Here is an 18,279-nt window from a genome sequence, read left to right as displayed (position 1 = left end):
GCGGGGCGGCCCCCACCTGGGCCCTCGTGCTGCCGGTCCTCCAGCGAGGGCGGACCCCGCCTGCAGCCCTCGTGCTCCCGCTCGTCCCGCGAGGGCCGTCCCGCCTGCGCTGTCGTACCTCCCGGGTACCGTCGAGGAGTGACCACAGAAGCACCCGGAGCACCCGGCGCCCCCGACCCCTCCGACGCGTCGCCTGGTGCGACCCCGGCCCCTGCCCACGGCCCCGGCCCCGGCCCCGGCCGCATCGTCCTGCTGACCGCCAGCCACCGGGTCGCCCCCGGCCTGCTGTCGTGGCCGGCCTGGCAGACGCTGCGCGGCGCCGACCGGGTGCTGTGCGCGGACGAGCAGCACCCGCAGCTGCCGTACCTGTACGAGGCGGGCGTCACCGTCGAGCACGCCGTGCCGACGGCGGAGGAGCTGGTCTCCTTCTGTGCGGGCGGGGGCGGACGCACCGTCGTCGTCCTGCCCACCGGACCCTCCGGCGAGGGGGACGCCCGCCTCACCGACGGCCTCGCGCGCCTCGCCGGTTCGAACCGCGTACAGATGCCGGACCTCGAACTCCTCCCCGGTTCGTACGACCTCCCCGGCGCCCGCCTCCTCGACCTCGTCGACGTCATGGACCGGATCCGCCGGGAGTGCCCGTGGTCGTCGCAGCAGACCCACGAGGGCCTCGCCAAGTACGGCATCGAGGAGGCGTACGAACTCGTCGAAGCCATCGAGGCCGGCGACCGCACCGAGCTCCGCGAGGAGCTGGGCGACGTACTCCTCCAGGTCGTCTTCCACGCCCGCATCGCACAGGAGGCCACCGGCGAGGAGGGCGAGGACGGCGAAGCGGGCGACGCCCCCTTCTCCATCGACGACGTCGCGGCCACCCTCATCGAAAAGCTCATCCACCGCCACCCGCACGTCTTCGGCGACGAGACGGCGGAAACCCCGGCGGACGTGAAGGCGACCTGGCTCCGCACCAAGGCCGTCGAGAAGCAGCGCGACTCGGTGACGGAGGGCATCCCCCTCTCCCAGCCCGCCCTGGCACTGGCCGCCAAGCTGTCCTCACGGGTACGTTCCGCAGGCCTCGACGTCCCGCTCCCGGCGGGCGACGCGGGCATCGGCCACCAACTCCTCGCCCTGGCCGCCCGGTCCGAGGCCGACGGGGTGGACCCGGAGACCGCCCTGCGCGCCGCCTCGCGGGCGTACCGGGACGCGATCCTGGCGGTGGAGGGGGAGTTGGGTTAGTACGGTGGCGGGAGTGGCGCGCTAGGGAGTGGGTGGGGGACTGTGGGCAGCGGCGATCGCCGGGATGTGTCCAACGAGGTGTCCGGGCGGGTGCTCGGGCCCGTCGTCCAGGCGGACCACGTCGGGTCCGTCGTCCAGTCGAGCCACGTCGGGTCCGTCTACATCGCGACGCAGGGCAACGCGTTTCCTGACCCGGCGAGTTGGCCCATGGCGCGCGAGGCCCCGGAGAGCGCGCCCACCGTCAAGGGCGGTTCGGACGTCCTGCCGTACCTGCCCCGGGACCACGACCCGGCGTTGTGCACACTGCTGAGGACCCACCCCTTCGTGCTGGTCACGGGGCCGCCTCTGGCCGGTAAGACCTTCAGCGCATGGGCGGCGATCCGGGAGGTCGGCCCCGGCCTGCGGATCTACGCGCCCCCGAAGGGCACGGACTTCCGTACGCTGCCCTCCGCCCTGCGCCAGGGGCCGGCCGGCAACCGCTGCGTGCTGTGGCTCGACGATCTCGTCGGGCACCTGGGGGCGGGCGGCCTCGACCTGGACGTGGCGGGCCAGCTCCACCGCCTGGGCGTGCCGATCGTCGCCACGATGTCGGACGCGGACTACGGTACGTACCGCTTCGGGCAGGACGGCCACGGCCAACTGCTGCGCAGTGCAAAGGTGTTGAGGGTGGCGGAGGGCTGGAGCGGGGCCGAGCGGGCCCGTCTCGCGGAGAGCCCGAACCCCCGGCACCGGGCCGTCCGTGACGAGAAGGACGTGACGAAGTACCTGGCGGTCGGCTCCGAGCTCCGGGAGGAGTGGCAGTGGGCCGGCGAGTCCGGCGGGCACCTGCGGGGACACCTGCTGGTGCGGGCGGCGCTGGACGTGGCGCGGTGCGGGTACCCGGGGGCGGTTCCGCTGATCTCGTTGCGGGAGATCCACTGGGAGTACGAGGAGTACGAGTCCCGGAAGCCGGAGCTGGAGTCCGCCGAAGAGGCGCTGGCCTGGGCCGCGAAGGTGCGCCACGGCGTGGCCGGGATGCTGGTCGCCGGTGCCGACGAGGGGACCTGGCGGGTGCACGGCGCGCTGCTCGGCTGTGAGCCGCAGCCGCGCGACCTCTCGGACGTGGCGGCCATGGCCTGGTTCGCCGCCGCCCGGGCCGCCCCGGAGCGCGACAGGGCGGAGATCCTGGAGGCGGCCAAGGGGGCGTTCGGCGAGTCGGCCGAGGCCGGGGACGGCAGGGCGATGTTCGACCTGGGCCGGCTGCTGGAGGAGTTCGGCGACACGGAGGCGGCGGACTGGTTCGTCCGGGCCTCGGACGCGGACGAGGGCGCTGTCGGTGCGGCCTGGGCCGCCGGGCGGGCCCTGGCGGAGAAGGGGGAGCACGGCAGGGCCGTCACGTACCTGGAGAGGGCGGTGCGGGCCGGGGACAATTACGCGGCCGTGCTCCTCGGCGAGCTCCACCTCGACCGGGCCCGGCACTGGCTGGGCGTCGTCGCCGACCGGGGCGGCTCCGCAGCCGCCCACCGCCTCGGTGACACGCTGGTCGGCAGCGGCGACACCGACGAAGCCCTGCGCCGTTACCGCCAGGCCGCGGCGAACACCAAGTACCGCAGCACGGTCGCCGCGAGCCTCGGCAGCCTCCTCCATTCGACGGGCGCCCGGGAAGAGGCCGAGCACTGGTACCGCATCGGCGTCGAGGGGGGCGACCTGCGGGCAGTGAACAACCTTGCCTCGCTGCTGGTCGAGAAGGGGGACGTCCCCTCCGAGGCGGAGGCGGCGACCCTGTTCCGGCGGGCAGCCGAAGGCGGGCGCCCGTGGGCCTGGGTGCGCCTGGGGCTCGTACTGGAAGGCCAGGGCGGGCGGGACGAGGCGCTGGAGTGCCTCCGTACGGCGGCGAAGGAGGGCGGCGCCGCCGAGGAGTGCCAGCTGGGGCTCATGCTTGCGCGCGGGGAACAGCAGGACGAGGCCCGTCGCTGGCTGCGCAAGGCCGCCGACCAGGGGTACGCCCCGGCCTCGACCGCCTTCGCGGACCTGGAAAAGGTCCCCGAGATCCACTACACGCCCCCGTCCTGGTACACGCCAAACACCGGCTCTCTCCCCGGGCCGCCGTCGAGGCATCGTGGAAACGCCCCCACGTCCGACCCGGGTTAGCGCCGGAGCGTGACCCATCCCCCCGCCCCCAATCTCCCGCCCCCACCCTCTTCACCTGGGAGTTCGCCGTCGAGGCGAGGGCCCACGCGCGATCAACGCGGCGTGAAAGCCACCGGCAGCACCCGAAGCCCCCGCATGATCAACCCCCCACGCCAGCGAAGCTCTTCCGGAGCCACCGCCAGTTCCAGGTCCGGCAGGCGTCGCAGCAGTGTGGCCAGCGCGGTCTGTCCCTCCAGCCGGGCAAGCGGGGCGCCGATGCAGTAGTGGATGCCGTGGCCGTATCCCAGGTGAGGGTTGTCCTTGCGGGAGAGGTCAAGGGTGTCCGGGCCTTCGAACTTCTCCGGGTCACGATCGGCAGCCGCGAGTACGACCAGGACGGGGTCACCGACGGCGATCGGGACACCGCCGATTTCGAGAGGCTGCGTCGCGTACCGCCAGGTGGCCATCTCGACAGGGCCGTCGAATCGCAGGAGTTCCTCAACACCTGTTTCCAGTAGCGCCGTTTCGCCACGTTCGAGGCTCTCCTGGAGAAGGCTCCTCTGTTCGGGGTCTGTCATGAGGGCAAGCGCCCCATTACCAATCAGATTCAACGTTGTTTCAAAGCCCGCAAAGAGAAGCACAAAGCACATGGCCACTGCTTCTGCTTCGGTGAGGTGTTCGCCGTGATCGCTGGCCCTGATCAAGCCGGAGATCAAGTCGTCTTCCGATCCGTCCGTCCCGAGAGTTTCGCGTTTACGGTGAATCAGCTCGGTAAGGTAATTCCGAATCTTCTTCACCGACCGCGCGACCCCGCCCCGCGGACCACCCCCATGGCGAATCATCATGCCCGCCCAGTCGCGGAAGTCGTCCTGGTCCTCGGGGGGTACGCCCAGGAGATCGCAAATTGCGTAGATAGGCAGCGGGAACGCGTACTCGTGAATGAGATCGGCCTCCCCCTTGGCCACGAACTGATCCAGGAGTCCGTCGGCCAACTCCTGCACCCGGGGTGCGAACTCCGCGACCCGGCGCGGGGTGAACGCCTTGGAGACGAGGCGCCGGAGTCGGGTGTGGTCCGGGGGGTCGATGTTGAGCAGGTGCGTCATGAGGTTGGCGCTGCGCTCGCCGGGGATGCCGGTCCTGCTCTTCCCTGCCGCATCCTCGGCATGGTGCGCAGGGTTCTTGCTCAGCCGCTGATCGGCGAGCGCCTGCCGCGCATCGGCGTACCGGGTGACCAACCACGCCTCGACTCCGCTGGGCAGGGTTGTCCAGTGGACGGGAGAGTTCTCCCGCAACCATGCGTACGAGGGATACGGGTCGGTGGCGAACTCCCAGGTGAAGAGTTCCGGCGTGGAGTGCGGCGTGTTCACGCCATGACGGTACCGGGCTCGCTGACGTGGGGTCTCGCCGGTGCGACTGGTAAGACATGTGTGCCGCACCCCACAGGAATTCGGCGACCAGTTCCACTGTGTCAAGGGTGTGCGATATGGAGGATCGCTTCTGCTACTCGCATGGAGTGGGCTTATTCATTCTTCCGACGCTGTGCAGAGGTAAAGGTAAGCTCCCGGAAAATGGCGCCGACCTCAAAGCGCTTGCAGCAGCGCGATGAGGCCGGAACCTTCCCGACGGCGAAGCAACACCTCGGGGACGGAACAGTCTGGGAGGACTGGACATGCCCATTGTGGCACGCGCACGCCTTGGCGCCCCGGCGTCGATCGTTGTTGCTCAGTACAGCCGTGTATCGACCCTGAACCAGCTCGATGGTTTCGGCCTTGAGGACCAGGACGGGATCTGCGGAAGCTGGCTCGAAATCCATCCTGATGCGACGCTTTTCGGCAAGTACATCGACAAGGCAGTCTCCGGCGTTCTCGAAAGCCGTCCCGAGATGGACCGGCTCGTGGCAGACGCCCACCGGCAGTGCTTCCATCGCATCCTCGTTCCCCGGGTCGACCGCATCGGGCGTACTGCTCGCGCTGCCTACCAGTGGGCCTGGGACATGGCGGATCTGGGCATCGCGTTCATCTCCGTCAGCGAAGGCATCGACACAAGCACCGAGGCCGGTTGGTCCCGGTTCAAGGAGTACGTGACCTTCTCCGAAATGGAGTGGCGACGAATCAAGGAGCGCACCGTCGCCGGCCGCGAGTTGAAGATCAGCTACGGGGGGTGGCCCGGAGGCCCGGCACCCTACGGCTATCGAATCCAGGACGACGTGACGTGGATCGGTGGGCGCAGGAGGAAGTTCTCCGTCCTTGTCACGGACGCAGACGAAGCCATGGTCCTCGGTGCGGCCGTCGCGCTGCTCGTGGATGACGGCATGAACTTCACCGAGGCCGTCAAGGAGCTCAACAAGCGCGAGTTGTCCACCCGGAGCGGCGTTCCCTGGACTGTTGCCAACCTCCGCAACTGTCTCTACAGCGAGACCATCCACGACGGGTATGTCGTCTACCGGAAGACGTGCCGAAGCGGCGCAAAGAACTCCACTGGTCTCCATGAGGACGGCACACCCGTCCACGGCGCACCGGTCAAGATCGGCGTCCCACCCATCTTCGGCGCGGAGCGCGCCGGGCTCCTCCTGGAAACGCTGAAGAACATCGGATTCCAGCGCGGACGGCAGAGCAACCGCCCCTACCCCCTCAGTGGGCACATCAAGGGGGCTTGCGGTGATGTGTACACCGGAACCAGCAGAGGCGGCGGCAATCAGGAGCGTGTGTACCGCTGCAAGGGAACCCTCAGGGGCGGCACCTCTTGCGGCGAGCCGAACTTCAACGCCGACGCGATCGAACAGGCCATCTACGACGAGTTGACCGAGCTCATGACGGAGGAGGGAACCGGTCTTCGGGCACAGACCGCGGACCGGGGTGACACCCTTCCCGGCGACAAGGCCAAGTACGAGCGGCGCGTCATCGAGTTCGGTGAGAAGGCTGCCGCGCAGGAAGATCTCATCAACAGGAGGGTGCCCGAGTACATCAGGGCCGGTGTCGATCCCCTGGTTCTCAAGGCGTCGGTGAAGCAGTTGCAGGGCGAACTGGAGAGCTTCCGCGAGCAGAAGGGCCATGCCGAGCACTGGCTGGAGACTTACGCCGCCCACGAGCGCCGGGCCCGCAGCTTCGACGGCTTCGTCGGGAACGGCAGGGAGGGCCTTACGGCCATGTCGTGGGAGGAGCGCAAGGAGTTCTTTGACCTGTTCCACATCGAGGTGCTCCTCGGTGTGAGGGAGGGGCCGCTCAAGCCCGGGACCAAGTGCGAAGTCAGCGAATGGCACTGGGAGACCGGAACGCTGGTCCCCCAGGACCCGACGGATGCCGAGTGGCAGGCCGTAGTCGACATGCTGCGTCCGCACCTGTCAAAGAAGCACTTCGCCGGCAAGTACGACATCCGTCAGCAGTTCTGCGGCATGCTGCACAGGCTTCGCCACGGCATGGGGTGGAGAGACATGCCCCTCACCTGGGGAGTCGTCGACCCCATTCGTACCCGTCAGTTGAAGTGGTGGCGGGCGGGGCTGTGGCCCGAAGTGATGAGCAGGCTGGAGGCGGGGACCCGGGGCACTCCCGCGTACCAGCGCCCCCGGCTGCCTGGACTCGCCGTGACCGTTCAGCTTCGTTCCGGCCCGGTCGCTCAGGGGCAGCGCGGGTAGGTGGGAGTGCAAGGGGGCGACGTCTGGTCCCACAGCGCCGCCACCGGCCGGACCGGTTCCAGAATGCGGACGCCCTCGATCTCAGCCGTCGGGACAACCAGCATCTTGGCTACGGTCACGGCATCCACTACTGCCTCGGTGCCCCCCTCGCCCGCCTCGAAGCGCAGACGGCTCTGGCGGCCCTGCTGACCCGCCTCCCTGACCTGCAACTCGCGGAAGATCCTGCCGATTTGAGGTGGCGTGGGGGCCTCATCATGCGCGGACTGCGCACCCTCCCGGTGGAGTTCGGGGAAGTCGTACGGACACCCGGAGCTGATGGTGCGTCAGCTATGTGACCTTCGCGTGATCTGCACTGCATCGACTTGTGACGGGTGTTCGACTGCGGCTACGTTCACGGGCGACCCGGCAGTTACGGCCAGAAGCCGGGTCACCGTCAGCTGAAAGGCAACCGCATGCGCTCCGGGAACGGTAAGCACCGCCGCCCGCGTCAGGCACCCGCTCTCATCGTCGCGGCAGGGGTGACCGGCTCCGCACTCGCGATTCCGCTCCTGGGCGCGACCAGTGCCAGTGCGGTCGAGGCGAACACCTGGGACCGCGTCGCCGAGTGCGAGAGCGGCGGCATGTGGAGTGCCGACCTGAGCAACGGCTACTACGGCGGCCTGCAGTTCTCGCAGGAGAAGTGGGAGCAGTACGGCGGCACCGCGTACGCCGCGCGCCCCGACCTCGCCAGCCGTGGACAGCAGATCAAGGTCGCCGAGAAGGTGTTCGCCGCCGAGGGCCCGCAGGCCTGGCCGAGCTGCGCCGTCGTCTCCGGGCTCGCCCCGGGTGGTGGCTCCGGTTCCGGTTCCGCTTCCGGCGGCGTCGACGCCGCCGACCCCGGTACGGACACCGGCGCTACGCCCAAGCCCCCGGCGGGCTCCGTGAAGCCGGACACCCCCGGCACGGAGCCCCAGCACGAGGGCACCCCGGACGCGGGTACGGAAAAGGGTGCGCCGACGGACCCCGCGACACCCACCCCTCCCGCGACGCCCACCACTCCGGCCACGCCCGCCACCCCCGGCGGCGAGCAGCCCGCCGAGCCGCTTCCCGGCTCCAGCATCGAGCCCAGCACCGGCCCGGACACTCCGGCCGCCCCGGACGCCGGGCAGCCGTTCCCCGGCACCACCACGCCCGGTGCGCAGACCCCCGGCGCCGAGTCCCCGGCCACACCCACCACGCCCGCCACACCGGGCACTCCCGACCCCGCGGCTGGCAGTCAGGGCAAGCACCGCGGCGAGCCCGCTCCCGAGAACTCCCTTCCCGGACAGGACGATTCGTCCGCCCCGGAGAAGGCCGACGGGCGCGAGGCGGGCGGTCATGCCTCCCGCGGCGGCGACAAGGGGGCGGACGGGACCGCACCCGAGCCGGGCAACTACACCGTGCGGCCCGGCGACAACCTCTGGCACATCGCCGACGAGGCGCACGTGCCCGGCGGCTGGCCCGCGCTCTACGAGGCCAACCGCAAGGCCGTGGGCGGCGATCCGGACCTCATCAAGCCAGGCCAGAGCCTCGACCTGAGCGAAAACTAGGCCCAGAACACGGGTACTTCAGGGTCTTATGTCCGGTTCTGCGCAAGTGAGACATGAGTCTCTCTGCCCCAACTGGCGCGTCCCTGCGGGAAGGTCCTGCCGTGCCCCCTCTGACCTGCGTAAACGGCCGTGCAGGGAGGGCAAGTAGGGGCCGAATGTCCCCGATGTGCCTCTTTGAACATCGGGGACACCTGTGATTACGGTCGTCCTCGCTCGCCACCGGTGAGCACCGGAGCCCGTCACGCCGAATCCTGCCGGCGGGCCCCGGGAGCAGTCGTCGCGTAAAGCGCCGTAGGCAGGAGCGGGGGACCCAAGGTAAGTGCCGGGACCGGACGTTGAGAGACGTGACGGGAACGGCTTGGGGTGAAGCCTTCGAGACGGAACGCAGCCGACACGGTGCGGACCCGACCGAGGGCCGGGCGAACTCACAGCCCGAACCCGACAGCTCACCTCGAAGGCGTCGGTGAGGGGATTTTCATGTCGCTGTTCAACGGCAAGGGCAAGCACCGTCGTCCGTCCAAGGCCACCCGGGTCGCCACCCTCGCGGGTGTCACCGGTGTCGCGGTCGCCGCTCCGCTGATGGGGGCCTCCACGGCCTCCGCCGCCTCCGTCGACACCTGGGACGCGGTCGCCCAGTGCGAGTCCGGCGGCAACTGGTCCATCAACACGGGCAACGGCTACTACGGCGGCCTGCAGTTCACCAACTCCTCCTGGGCCGCCGCCGGCGGCACCAAGTACGCGCCGCGCGCCGACCAGGCCTCCAAGGGCCAGCAGATCGCCGTGGCCGAGCAGCTCCTCAAGATCCAGGGCCCCGGCGCCTGGGCCTGCGCGGGCGCCGGCAACCTCAGTAACGACGGTGTCGACCCGGGCGTCAGCACCGGCTCGGGCGCACAGAAGTCCGCCCCGAAGAAGGAGCAGCGCTCCGAGGCCCCGGCCTCCCGCTCCGAGTCCCGCAAGGCCCCGAAGCAGGAGCAGCGCTCCGAGACCCGCTCGGTCCCCAAGGTCGAGTCGAAGGCCGGCGGCCCGATCAAGAAGGGTGACGGCGAGTACGAGGTCAAGTCCGGCGACACCCTCTCGAAGATCGCCGAGGCGAAGGGCGTCAAGGGCGGCTGGCAGCACATCATGGACCTGAATGAGGAAGTCGTCTCCGACGCCGACCTCATCTTCCCGGGTCAGCAGCTCCACCTGAGCTGACCCCGCGGGGACTTCGGCGGCCCACCCCCGCCCGGTCCCCGCCCCGTGGAGCGGACGGCCCACCCCCGTCCGCTCCGCACTCCTGGTCCCCGGCCGGGCGCGACTTCCCCCTGTACGCGCCGGGCCGGGGCCCTTTTGTGTCCGCGTCCCCTCATATGTGCAGGGCCCGTAGGCACGCTGAGTGAACGGATCCGTAACACATGGCGACGACCCTTATGTCCTTCGTCCCGTAATACAGGCATTCGGGCATCTTTTCGTCCCAGCGGGCGGTCGATCGGCTGGCTGTCGTCCGCGATCCGGTTAGGCTCATGTCGCAAGGCCGAAAGCGACCCTGCACCCTGCTTCCTCAGCGTCACATCCCATAAGGAGATGCTCGTGCCGTCCATCGACGTCGTCGTAGCCCGGGAAATCCTGGACTCCCGAGGCAATCCCACGGTCGAGGTCGAGGTCGGCCTCGACGACGGCAGCACCGGTCGTGCTGCTGTCCCGTCCGGCGCCTCCACCGGCGCCTTCGAAGCCATCGAGCTTCGCGACGGTGACCCCAACCGCTACATGGGCAAGGGTGTCGAGAAGGCAGTCCTCGCCGTCATCGAGCAGATCGGCCCGGAGCTCGTCGGCTACGACGCGACCGAGCAGCGCCTGATCGACCAGGCGATGTTCGACCTCGACGCCACCGAGAACAAGGGCTCCCTCGGCGCCAACGCCATCCTGGGCGTCTCCCTCGCGGTGGCCCACGCGGCCTCCGAGGCGAGCGACCTGCCGCTGTTCCGCTACCTCGGTGGCCCGAACGCGCACCTGCTGCCCGTCCCGATGATGAACATCCTCAACGGTGGGTCGCACGCCGACTCCAACGTCGACATCCAGGAGTTCATGATCGCCCCGATCGGCGCGGAGTCCTTCTCCGAGGCCCTTCGCTGGGGCGCCGAGGTCTACCACACCCTCAAGAAGGTGCTGAAGACCAAGGGCCTGTCCACCGGCCTGGGCGACGAGGGCGGCTTCGCCCCGAACCTGGAGTCCAACCGCGCCGCGCTCGACCTCATCGTCGAGGCCATCACGCAGGCCGGTTACATCCCCGGCGAGCAGATCGCGCTCGCGCTCGACGTCGCCGCCTCCGAGTTCTACAAGGACGGCAAGTACGAGTTCGAGGGCAAGTCCCGCTCGGCCGCCGAGATGACCGAGTACTACGAGGAGCTCGTCTCCGCGTACCCGATGGTCTCCATCGAGGACCCGCTGTACGAGGACGACTGGGCGGGCTGGGCGGTTCTCACCGGCAAGCTGGGCTCCAAGGTCCAGATCGTCGGCGACGACCTCTTCGTCACCAACCCGGAGCGCCTGGCCCGCGGCATCGAGGAGAACTCCGCGAACGCCCTGCTCGTCAAGGTCAACCAGATCGGCTCGCTCACCGAGACGCTGGACGCCGTCGAGCTGGCCCAGCGCAACGGCTTCAAGTGCATGATGAGCCACCGCAGCGGCGAGACCGAGGACGTCACCATCGCCGACCTCGCGGTCGCGGTGAACTGCGGCCAGATCAAGACCGGCGCCCCGGCCCGCTCGGACCGCGTCGCCAAGTACAACCAGCTGCTGCGCATCGAGGAGATCCTCGACGACGCCGCGGTGTACGCGGGCCGCTCGGCGTTCCCCCGCTTCAAGGGCTGAGCCTGCTGCGCAAGCTGTGCCTGCTGGGCCTTCAAGGGGGTTGAGACCCCGCTGAAGGTTTAAGCCTCCGTACGTCCCCGTACCCGGTCCCGTACCGTGTGCGGGGACGTCGGCGCGTAACGGGGAGGGACAACGGATGGCCGCGAAGGGCAACCGCGACCGGTTCTCCACCACGACCAGGCTGCGCCTGCTCGGCGAGCAGACCGCCGCCCGCGTCTACCGCTCCCAGACCCGCCGCCAGGCCCGCCGCTCCCGGCTCACGGGCCGGGCGGCGCTGCTGGTCCTGGTGGTCTGCACGCTGGTGGTGGCCCTCGCGTATCCGATACGGAGCTACTTCTCGCAGCGCACCGAGATCGCCGACCAGGAGCAGGCCAGGAACGAGGCGGAGCGGCGCGTCGAGCAGCTCCGCGACGCCAAGGCCCGGCTCCGCGACGACGCGTACATCGTGCGGCTGTCCCGCGAGCACCTGCACTACGTGAAGCCGGGGGAGACCGGCTTCACCATGTACGACCCGGACGCGTCCGGCGCCACCGAGCGGCCGGGCGAGGGCGGGGCCGCCGACCGGCCCTGGTACTCCCACGTCTGGGGCGGCGTCGACGAGGCCGACCGCCGGGAACCGTAGAACCGCTCTGCGTAAGAACCACTCTCCGTACGAAACAGACGGAACAGACCGACAGAAGGCACGCATGCACACCCCGCCCCCGACCACGCCGCGCACCGAGCCCACCGACCGGGACATCGAGGCGTTCAAGCTCCAGCTCGGCCGCCCGCCGCGCGGGCTGCGCGCGATCGCGCACCGCTGCCCCTGCGGCAACCCCGACGTGGTCGAGACGGCCCCGCGACTGGACGACGGCACGCCGTTCCCCACGCTCTACTACATGACCTGCCCCCGTGCCACGGGCGCCATCGGCACCCTGGAGGGCTCCGGCCTGATGAAGGAGATGCAGGCGCGGCTCTCCACCGACCAGGAGCTGGCGGACACCTACCGGGCCGCGCACGAGGACTACCTGAAGCGGCGCGACGAGATCGAGGAGCTGGTGGGCTTCCCCAGCGCCGGCGGGATGCCCGACCGCGTGAAGTGCCTGCACGTCCTCGTCGGCCACTCCCTGGTCGCGGGCCCCGGTGTGAACCCCTTCGGCGACGAGGCCCTCGCACTGCTGCCCGAGTGGTGGGCCAAGGGACCCTGCGTCACCCCGTGCCTGGACAAGGCCGCCGACAAGGCCGCCGACCAGGCAGCCGGCGAGGGCGCCGCCCAGACCGAGGAGACCGCCAAGTGACCCGGGTCGCCGCCATCGACTGTGGTACGAACTCCATCCGCCTGCTCGTCGCCGACGCCGACCCTACGACGGGCGAGCTGGTCGACCTCGACCGCCGCATGACGATCGTCCGGCTCGGCCAGGGCGTGGACCGCACCGGTCGGCTCGCCCCGGAGGCCCTGGAGCGCACCTTCGCCGCCTGCCGCGAGTACGCGGAGATCATCAAGGCGCACGGGGCGGAGAAGGTCCGTTTCGTGGCCACCTCCGCCTCCCGGGACGCCGAGAACCGCGAGGAGTTCGTCTCCGGCGTCCTCGACATCCTGGGCGTCGAGCCCGAGGTGATCTCCGGCGACCAGGAGGCCGCGTTCTCCTTCACCGGTGCCACCAAGGAGCTGGCGGGCCAGGGCGGGGAGTATCTGGTCGCCGACATCGGCGGCGGCTCCACCGAGCTCGTCACGGGCCGCGGGACGGTCGGGGCCGCCCGCTCCGTCGACATCGGCTGCGTACGGCTGACCGAGCGGCACCAGCCGTCCAGCCCGGCCACCCCCGAGCAGGTCGCCGCGATCCGCAAGGACATCGGGGCCGCCCTCGACCTGGCCGCGCGGACGGTGCCGCTGGCCGACGGCTCCCCCCGCACCCTCGTCGGCCTCGCCGGGTCCGTCACCACCGTCGCGGCGATCGCGCTGGGGCTCGACGCGTACGACCCGTCGGCGATCCACCACGCCCGGATCCCGTACGAGCGCGTCAAGGAGGTCACCGGGATGCTGATCGGTGCCACCCACGACGAGAAGGCGGCCATCCCCGCCATGCACCCGGGCCGGGTGGACGTCATCGTCGCCGGATCGCTCATCCTGCTCGCCCTCATGGAGCGCGCGGGAGCCTCCGAGGTCGTGGTCTCGGAACACGACATTCTGGACGGCATCGGGTGGTCCGTAGCCTGACGCGGAAGCCCGCCGAACGAACTTCGTGAAGTTCTTCACAAGGAAAAGGGGCCTGTTGGGCCCCTTTTTTACGTCCGGGAGCCGATCGGGCGGCGCGGCGACCCCGAGTGCGCGCATAACGGACGGTTCCGGGCGTGTTACGGATGTATGAATCGCGTAAGTGGTCCAGCGTCCGGAAGGGGCCATCGGGCCTGCTGGGAAGGGGTTTTCAACGTCCCCCGACCCCTGGTGGTTCCCCCTTCGCACCATGACCTGAGTCACGTGGGCCGCGGAGTGTAGCAGAGGGCCCCGCAGACCTTGTGAAGGGGCTCACGAGGTACCCCCCGGTGAGGGGTGGATACTCGATTGCATGAGCACCACGGAGCGTCCCAGGATCCTCGTAGTAGGCGGTGGGTACGTAGGCCTGTACGCGGCACGACGCATTCTCAAGAAGATGCGTTATGCGGAAGCGACCGTCACGGTCGTCGACCCGCGCTCGTACATGACCTACCAGCCCTTCCTCCCCGAAGCCGCCGCCGGCAACATCTCGCCGAGGCACGTCGTCGTACCACTGCGACGCGTCCTTCCCAAGGCCGAGGTGCTCACCGGTCGGGTCACCACCATCGATCAGGACCGCAAGGTCGCCACGATCTCGCCGCTCGTCGGCGAGGCCTACGAGCTGCCCTTCGACTACCTGGTCGTCGCGCTCGGCGCGGTCTCCCGCACCTTCCCGATCCCCGGCCTCGCCGAGCAGGGCATCGGCATGAAGGGCGTCGAGGAGGCCATCGGCCTGCGCAACCACGTCGTCGAGCAGCTCGACAAGGCCGACTCCACGACCGACGAAGAGGTCCGCCGCCGTGCGCTGACCTTCGTCTTCGTCGGCGGTGGCTTCGCAGGTGCGGAGACCATCGGCGAGGTCGAGGACATGGCCCGCGACGCGGCCAAGCAGTACAGCAACGTCTCGCGCGACGACATGCGGTTCGTCCTCGTGGACGCCGCCGACAAGATCCTTCCCGAGGTGGGCCCGGACCTGGGCCGCTGGGGCAAGGAGCACCTGGAGAGCCGCGGCATCGAGATTCACCTCTCGACGTCGATGGACTCCTGCGTCGACGGCCACGTGGTGCTGAAGAACGGCCTTGAGGTCGACTCCAACACCATCGTGTGGACCGCCGGTGTGAAGCCGAACCCGGCACTGGCCCGCTACGGCCTGCCGCTCGGCCCGCGCGGCCACGTCGACACCCAGGCCACCCTCCAGGTGCAGGGCAGCGACTACATCTGGGCCGGTGGCGACAACGCCCAGGTTCCGGACCTCGTCGGCCGCAAGGCCGGCAACCCGAACGCCTGGTGCCCGCCGAACGCCCAGCACGCGCTGCGCCAGGCCAAGGTCCTCGGCGACAACGTGGTCTCCGGCATGCGGGGCTTCCCGCAGAAGGAGTACAGCCACGCCAACAAGGGCGCGGTCGCGGGTCTCGGCCTGCACAAGGGCGTCGCGATGATCGTCATGGGCAAGATGAAGATCAAGCTCAAGGGCCGTCTCGCCTGGTACGCGCACCGTGGCTACCACGGCATGGCGATGCCGACGTTCAACCGCAAGATCCGCGTGCTGGCCGACTGGACGCTGGGGATGTTCCTCAAGCGCGAGGTCGTCTCGCTCGGCGCCATGGAGACTCCCCGCGAGGAGTTCTACGAGGCCGCCAAGCCCGCACCGGCCCCGGTCGATGCGGTGAAGGTTCCGGTTGCGGCCGAGCCGAAGAAGACCGAGGCCAAGGCCTCCTGACGCGTCGTCCGCCACGACACGAGTTCTGATCCCGAAGGGGCCGTCCGCCATCCGTGGTGCGGGCGGCCCCTTCGGCGTATCCGTACATATGTAGATGTAAGTGCCATCTATTTTGCCGTCCCGTGACGCGATTTCGGGATGCGGCAGCCACCGGCCGGTGTTAGTCCCAGTAGTACGTCGATGACATGAATGACATGGACGACATGGAGGTGTGCACCATGGCCGATGCCGCAATGCGGCTGACCAGTCTTGCCGAGGAACTCCTCTCCGCCCCGCTCCCGGTCCGCATCCGCGCCTGGGACGGGAGCGAGGCGGGCCCGCCCGGCGCCCCGGTCCTCGCGATCCGCGACCGCCGGGCGCTGCGCAGGCTGCTCTGGAAGCCGGGGGAGCTGGGGCTCGCCCGCGCCTGGGTGGCCGGTGAGATCGACGTGGTCGGGGACCTGTACGAGGCCCTGGACCTGATCGCCGGGCTGATCTGGGAGCGAGACGGCGACGTCAAGGACGCCGTCCACCCGGCCCGCGACCCCAGGCTGCGGGCCGCCGCCCGCGGCCTGCTGAAGCTCGGCGGCCCGTTCCCGCCGCCGCCCGCACCGCCCGAGGAGCTGCGCCGCCGCACCGGCCGGCTGCACACCAGGCGCCGGGACAAGGAGTCGGTTCGCCACCACTACGACGTGGGCAACGACTTCTACTCGCTGGTCCTCGGCCCGTCCATGGTCTACTCCTGCGCCTACTTCCCCGACCCGGAAGCCACCCTTGAGGACGCCCAGCGCGACAAGCTCGACCTGATCGCCCGCAAGCTCGACCTGCGGCCGGGGCAGCGGCTCCTCGACGTGGGCTGCGGCTGGGGCTCGATGGCGATCCACGCGGCCCGTACGTACGGCGTCCACGTCACCGGCGTGACGCTCTCCACCGAGCAGGCCGCCTTCGCCCGCAAGCGCATCGCCGAGGAGGGGCTCACCGACCGGATCGAGATCCGGGTGCAGGACTACCGCGACGTACGGGACGGACCCTACGACGCGATCTCCTCGATCGGCATGGCCGAGCACGTCGGCGCCGTCCGGTACGGCGAGTACGCGGCCGACCTGTACGCGCTCCTCAAGCCGGGCGGCAAGCTGCTCAACCACCAGATCGCCCGGCGCCCGGTCGCCGACGAAGGCGCCTACCACGTCGACGAGTTCATCGACTCCTACGTCTTCCCGGACGGCGAGCTGGCGCCGGCAGGGCGCACCGCGAGCCTCCTGGAGGAGGCCGGTTTCGAGGTCCGCGACCTGGAGTCGCTCCGCGAGCACTACGCGCTGACCCTGCGCCACTGGGTCGCCAACCTGGAGAAGCACTGGGACGCCGCCCTGCGGACGGTCACCCCGGGCCGGGCCCGCGTCTGGCGGCTCTACATGGCCGCCTCCGCGCTCTCCTTCGAGCGCAACAAGATAGGCGTCAACCAGATCCTGGCCGTCCGCCCGGAGGACTCCGGGGCGTCCGGGATGCCGCTGCGCTCCCGTGTATGGGGTGGGGGGAGTGAGTGACCACCTGAGGGAGGGTGTTCGAACCCCCCTGGCGTGACGCTACGTTGAGATTTTGCGGAACTCCGTGTTCGGGCCCCCGGGTCCGGCGCGGAGTTTCGTCACGTACGGGAGTCACGTACGGACACGTCAAGGAAGAGGGGAATCGACGTGCAGCACCGCAGGAGCACGCGTACGAAGCGGATGTGGCTGTGGGGGACGGGAGCGGCGGTCGCAGCCCTCACGGTCCCGGCCGTGGCCTTCGCGGGCGCAGCGCCCGAGGCGGAGGCGGCCGTGGCGACGACCGCGACGTTCAACGACCCGGCGGGCGACAGCGCCGCCCAGAGCCGGATCCGCGACCACGTGAAGGGCCTGATCGAGGGGGCGAAGGAGGGCAGCACCATCACCGCCGGGCTCTACTCCTTCACCGACACCCAGGTCTCGGGCGCCCTCGCGGACGCCAAGAAGCGCGGCGTCAACGTCAAGATCGTCATCGACAACGCGGCGACCGGCGCGGGCGGCCAGTACGACACCCTGAAGGCAGCGCTGGGCACGGACCAGTCCAAGGCCTCCTACGTCACCAACTGCGGCAAGAACCGCGGCTGCATCGGCTCGCGCGAGCTGGTGGACGGTTCCGAGGACGGCTCGATCAACCACAACAAGTTCTGGCTGTTCTCCGAGACCGGCGGCAGCAGGAACGTCGTCGTGCAGGCCTCGGCGAACATGACGAGCCTGCAGCGCACCGACCTGTTCAACAACGCGGTCACCATCGTCGACGCCGGTCTCTACGGGGTCTACCAGGACTACTTCGCCGATCTCGCCCAGCGCAAGATCGACAACAACTACTACAGGACCCCGTCGGCGGGCGCGTACAAGACCTACTTCTTCCCGCGCAAGGAAGCCGCGGGCAAGCAGTGGAACGGCGACGCGTCCACCGACACCGTCTCGCTGATCCTCGGCAACGTCGACTGCAAGGCCGGCACCGAGGTGCGGGTGGCCGCCAACCTCTTCTCGCGCCGCGAGGTCGCGACGAAGCTGGTGTCGATGGAGGCGGCCGGCTGCAAGGTGCGCCTCGCCAACGACGGCGGTACGGCGATGAGCGCCGACGTCCGCAAGATCCTCGCCGGGAAGATCGCCGACCGCGTCGAGTGCGCGGAGAAGCGCGAGGGCAAGAACCCGGTCGGACTGCACTCCAAGTACGTGCTGGTGAACGGCACCTACGAGGGCAGGGCGGGCCGCAAGCTGGTCTTCACCGGCAGCCACAACTACAGCTACGCGGCGCTGCGCGCCAACGACGAGACGCTGCTGAAGATCGACAACGCGGGCCTCTACGACCAGTTCAAGGAGAACCACGCGAAGATCATGAGCTACTGCAAGGGCTCGTAGTCGCGGAACGGAAAAAGCGGGCGGCCCCCACGACGTACGCACGTCGTGGG

General features: G+C 69.7%; 13 protein-coding genes, 1 pseudogene and 1 riboswitch. Of the genes and pseudogenes, 13 read left to right on the top strand and 1 reads right to left on the bottom strand.

The features are described from left to right. The first annotated feature begins 138 nt into the window (after nucleotides 1-138). Both ACWGIG_RS08600 and ACWGIG_RS08595 read left to right on the top strand, forming a co-directional pair. A complete protein-coding gene (locus ACWGIG_RS08600) occupies nucleotides 139-1,233 on the top strand; it encodes a nucleoside triphosphate pyrophosphohydrolase (RefSeq protein ID WP_453320794.1) in 1,095 nt (364 codons plus the stop codon). A 42-nt stretch (nucleotides 1,234-1,275) separates the two neighbouring features. Beyond that, the gene (locus ACWGIG_RS08595) at nucleotides 1,276-3,363 is read left to right on the top strand and encodes a hypothetical protein (protein WP_453320793.1); all 2,088 of its coding nucleotides are present in this window, start codon (nucleotides 1,276-1,278) and stop codon (nucleotides 3,361-3,363) included. Between the two features lie 92 nt (nucleotides 3,364-3,455). Here the strand turns inward: ACWGIG_RS08595 and ACWGIG_RS08590 are convergent, their stop codons facing one another. Beyond that, a complete protein-coding gene (locus tag ACWGIG_RS08590) occupies nucleotides 3,456-4,709 on the bottom strand; it encodes a cytochrome P450 family protein (RefSeq protein ID WP_453320792.1) in 1,254 nt (417 codons plus the stop codon). A 302-nt stretch (nucleotides 4,710-5,011) separates the two neighbouring features. Here ACWGIG_RS08590 and ACWGIG_RS08585 point away from each other — a divergent pair, with 302 nt between their 5' ends. The 11 genes and pseudogenes from ACWGIG_RS08585 to ACWGIG_RS08535 all read left to right on the top strand — a co-directional run bounded on the left by ACWGIG_RS08585 (nucleotide 5,012) and on the right by ACWGIG_RS08535 (nucleotide 18,229). Next, a complete protein-coding gene (locus tag ACWGIG_RS08585) occupies nucleotides 5,012-6,973 on the top strand; it encodes a recombinase family protein (protein ID WP_453320791.1) in 1,962 nt (653 codons plus the stop codon). Between the two features lie 47 nt (nucleotides 6,974-7,020). Then, nucleotides 7,021-7,308: pseudogene (locus ACWGIG_RS08580) on the top strand (cytochrome P450); the annotation flags it as partial. Nucleotides 7,309-7,425: 117 nt separating this feature from the next. Continuing rightward, nucleotides 7,426-8,541 (top strand): transglycosylase family protein, encoded by a 1,116-nt coding sequence (locus ACWGIG_RS08575; RefSeq protein WP_453320790.1) that lies wholly within the window; start codon nucleotides 7,426-7,428, stop codon nucleotides 8,539-8,541. Between the two features lie 277 nt (nucleotides 8,542-8,818). Further along, nucleotides 8,819-9,016: riboswitch (cyclic di-AMP (ydaO/yuaA leader) on the top strand. 2 nt (nucleotides 9,017-9,018) lie between these two features. Beyond that, nucleotides 9,019-9,735 carry a transglycosylase family protein gene (locus tag ACWGIG_RS08570; protein WP_453320789.1) on the top strand — a complete coding sequence of 239 codons (717 nt, stop codon included), beginning with the start codon at nucleotides 9,019-9,021 and terminating at the stop codon, nucleotides 9,733-9,735. A gap of 369 nt (nucleotides 9,736-10,104) precedes the next feature. Next, nucleotides 10,105-11,391 carry a phosphopyruvate hydratase gene (gene eno, locus ACWGIG_RS08565; protein ID WP_453320788.1) on the top strand — a complete coding sequence of 429 codons (1,287 nt, stop codon included), beginning with the start codon at nucleotides 10,105-10,107 and terminating at the stop codon, nucleotides 11,389-11,391. Between the two features lie 136 nt (nucleotides 11,392-11,527). Continuing rightward, entirely contained in the window at nucleotides 11,528-12,013 is a 486-nt protein-coding gene (locus ACWGIG_RS08560) for an FtsB family cell division protein (protein ID WP_453320787.1), read from the top strand. Between the two features lie 64 nt (nucleotides 12,014-12,077). Then, the gene (locus ACWGIG_RS08555; protein WP_453320786.1) at nucleotides 12,078-12,668 is read left to right on the top strand and encodes a DUF501 domain-containing protein; all 591 of its coding nucleotides are present in this window, start codon (nucleotides 12,078-12,080) and stop codon (nucleotides 12,666-12,668) included. After that, entirely contained in the window at nucleotides 12,665-13,588 is a 924-nt protein-coding gene (locus tag ACWGIG_RS08550; RefSeq protein ID WP_453320785.1) for a Ppx/GppA phosphatase family protein, read from the top strand. Before ACWGIG_RS08555 ends, ACWGIG_RS08550 begins: the two co-directional genes overlap by 4 nt. 349 nt (nucleotides 13,589-13,937) lie before the next feature. Next, nucleotides 13,938-15,344 carry an NAD(P)/FAD-dependent oxidoreductase gene (locus ACWGIG_RS08545; protein WP_453320784.1) on the top strand — a complete coding sequence of 469 codons (1,407 nt, stop codon included), beginning with the start codon at nucleotides 13,938-13,940 and terminating at the stop codon, nucleotides 15,342-15,344. Between the two features lie 218 nt (nucleotides 15,345-15,562). Then, nucleotides 15,563-16,867 (top strand): class I SAM-dependent methyltransferase, encoded by a 1,305-nt coding sequence (locus ACWGIG_RS08540; RefSeq protein WP_453320810.1) that lies wholly within the window; start codon nucleotides 15,563-15,565, stop codon nucleotides 16,865-16,867. Between the two features lie 147 nt (nucleotides 16,868-17,014). Continuing rightward, the gene (locus ACWGIG_RS08535) at nucleotides 17,015-18,229 is read left to right on the top strand and encodes a phospholipase D-like domain-containing protein (RefSeq protein ID WP_453320783.1); all 1,215 of its coding nucleotides are present in this window, start codon (nucleotides 17,015-17,017) and stop codon (nucleotides 18,227-18,229) included. Nucleotides 18,230-18,279: the final 50 nt, after the last annotated feature.

It is taken from the genome of Streptomyces sp. NPDC054863 (assembly GCF_053610825.1).
Note: the sequence above shows the minus strand (reverse complement) of the source record. Positions and strands in the feature narration are given on the sequence as shown.

Bases quoted from the DNA above. Each gene is read 5' to 3' on its own strand.
- ACWGIG_RS08560 (WP_453320787.1), top strand. From the start codon at position 11,528: ATGGCCGCGAAGGGCAACCGCGACCGGTTCTCCACCACGACCAGGCTG.
- ACWGIG_RS08585 (WP_453320791.1), top strand. From the start codon at position 5,012: ATGCCCATTGTGGCACGCGCACGCCTTGGCGCCCCGGCGTCGATCGTT.
- ACWGIG_RS08555 (WP_453320786.1), top strand. From the start codon at position 12,078: ATGCACACCCCGCCCCCGACCACGCCGCGCACCGAGCCCACCGACCGG.
- ACWGIG_RS08570 (WP_453320789.1), top strand. From the start codon at position 9,019: ATGTCGCTGTTCAACGGCAAGGGCAAGCACCGTCGTCCGTCCAAGGCC.
- ACWGIG_RS08575 (WP_453320790.1), top strand. From the start codon at position 7,426: ATGCGCTCCGGGAACGGTAAGCACCGCCGCCCGCGTCAGGCACCCGCT.
- ACWGIG_RS08545 (WP_453320784.1), top strand. From the start codon at position 13,938: ATGAGCACCACGGAGCGTCCCAGGATCCTCGTAGTAGGCGGTGGGTAC.
- eno (WP_453320788.1), top strand. From the start codon at position 10,105: ATGCTCGTGCCGTCCATCGACGTCGTCGTAGCCCGGGAAATCCTGGAC.
- ACWGIG_RS08540 (WP_453320810.1), top strand. From the start codon at position 15,563: ATGGCCGATGCCGCAATGCGGCTGACCAGTCTTGCCGAGGAACTCCTC.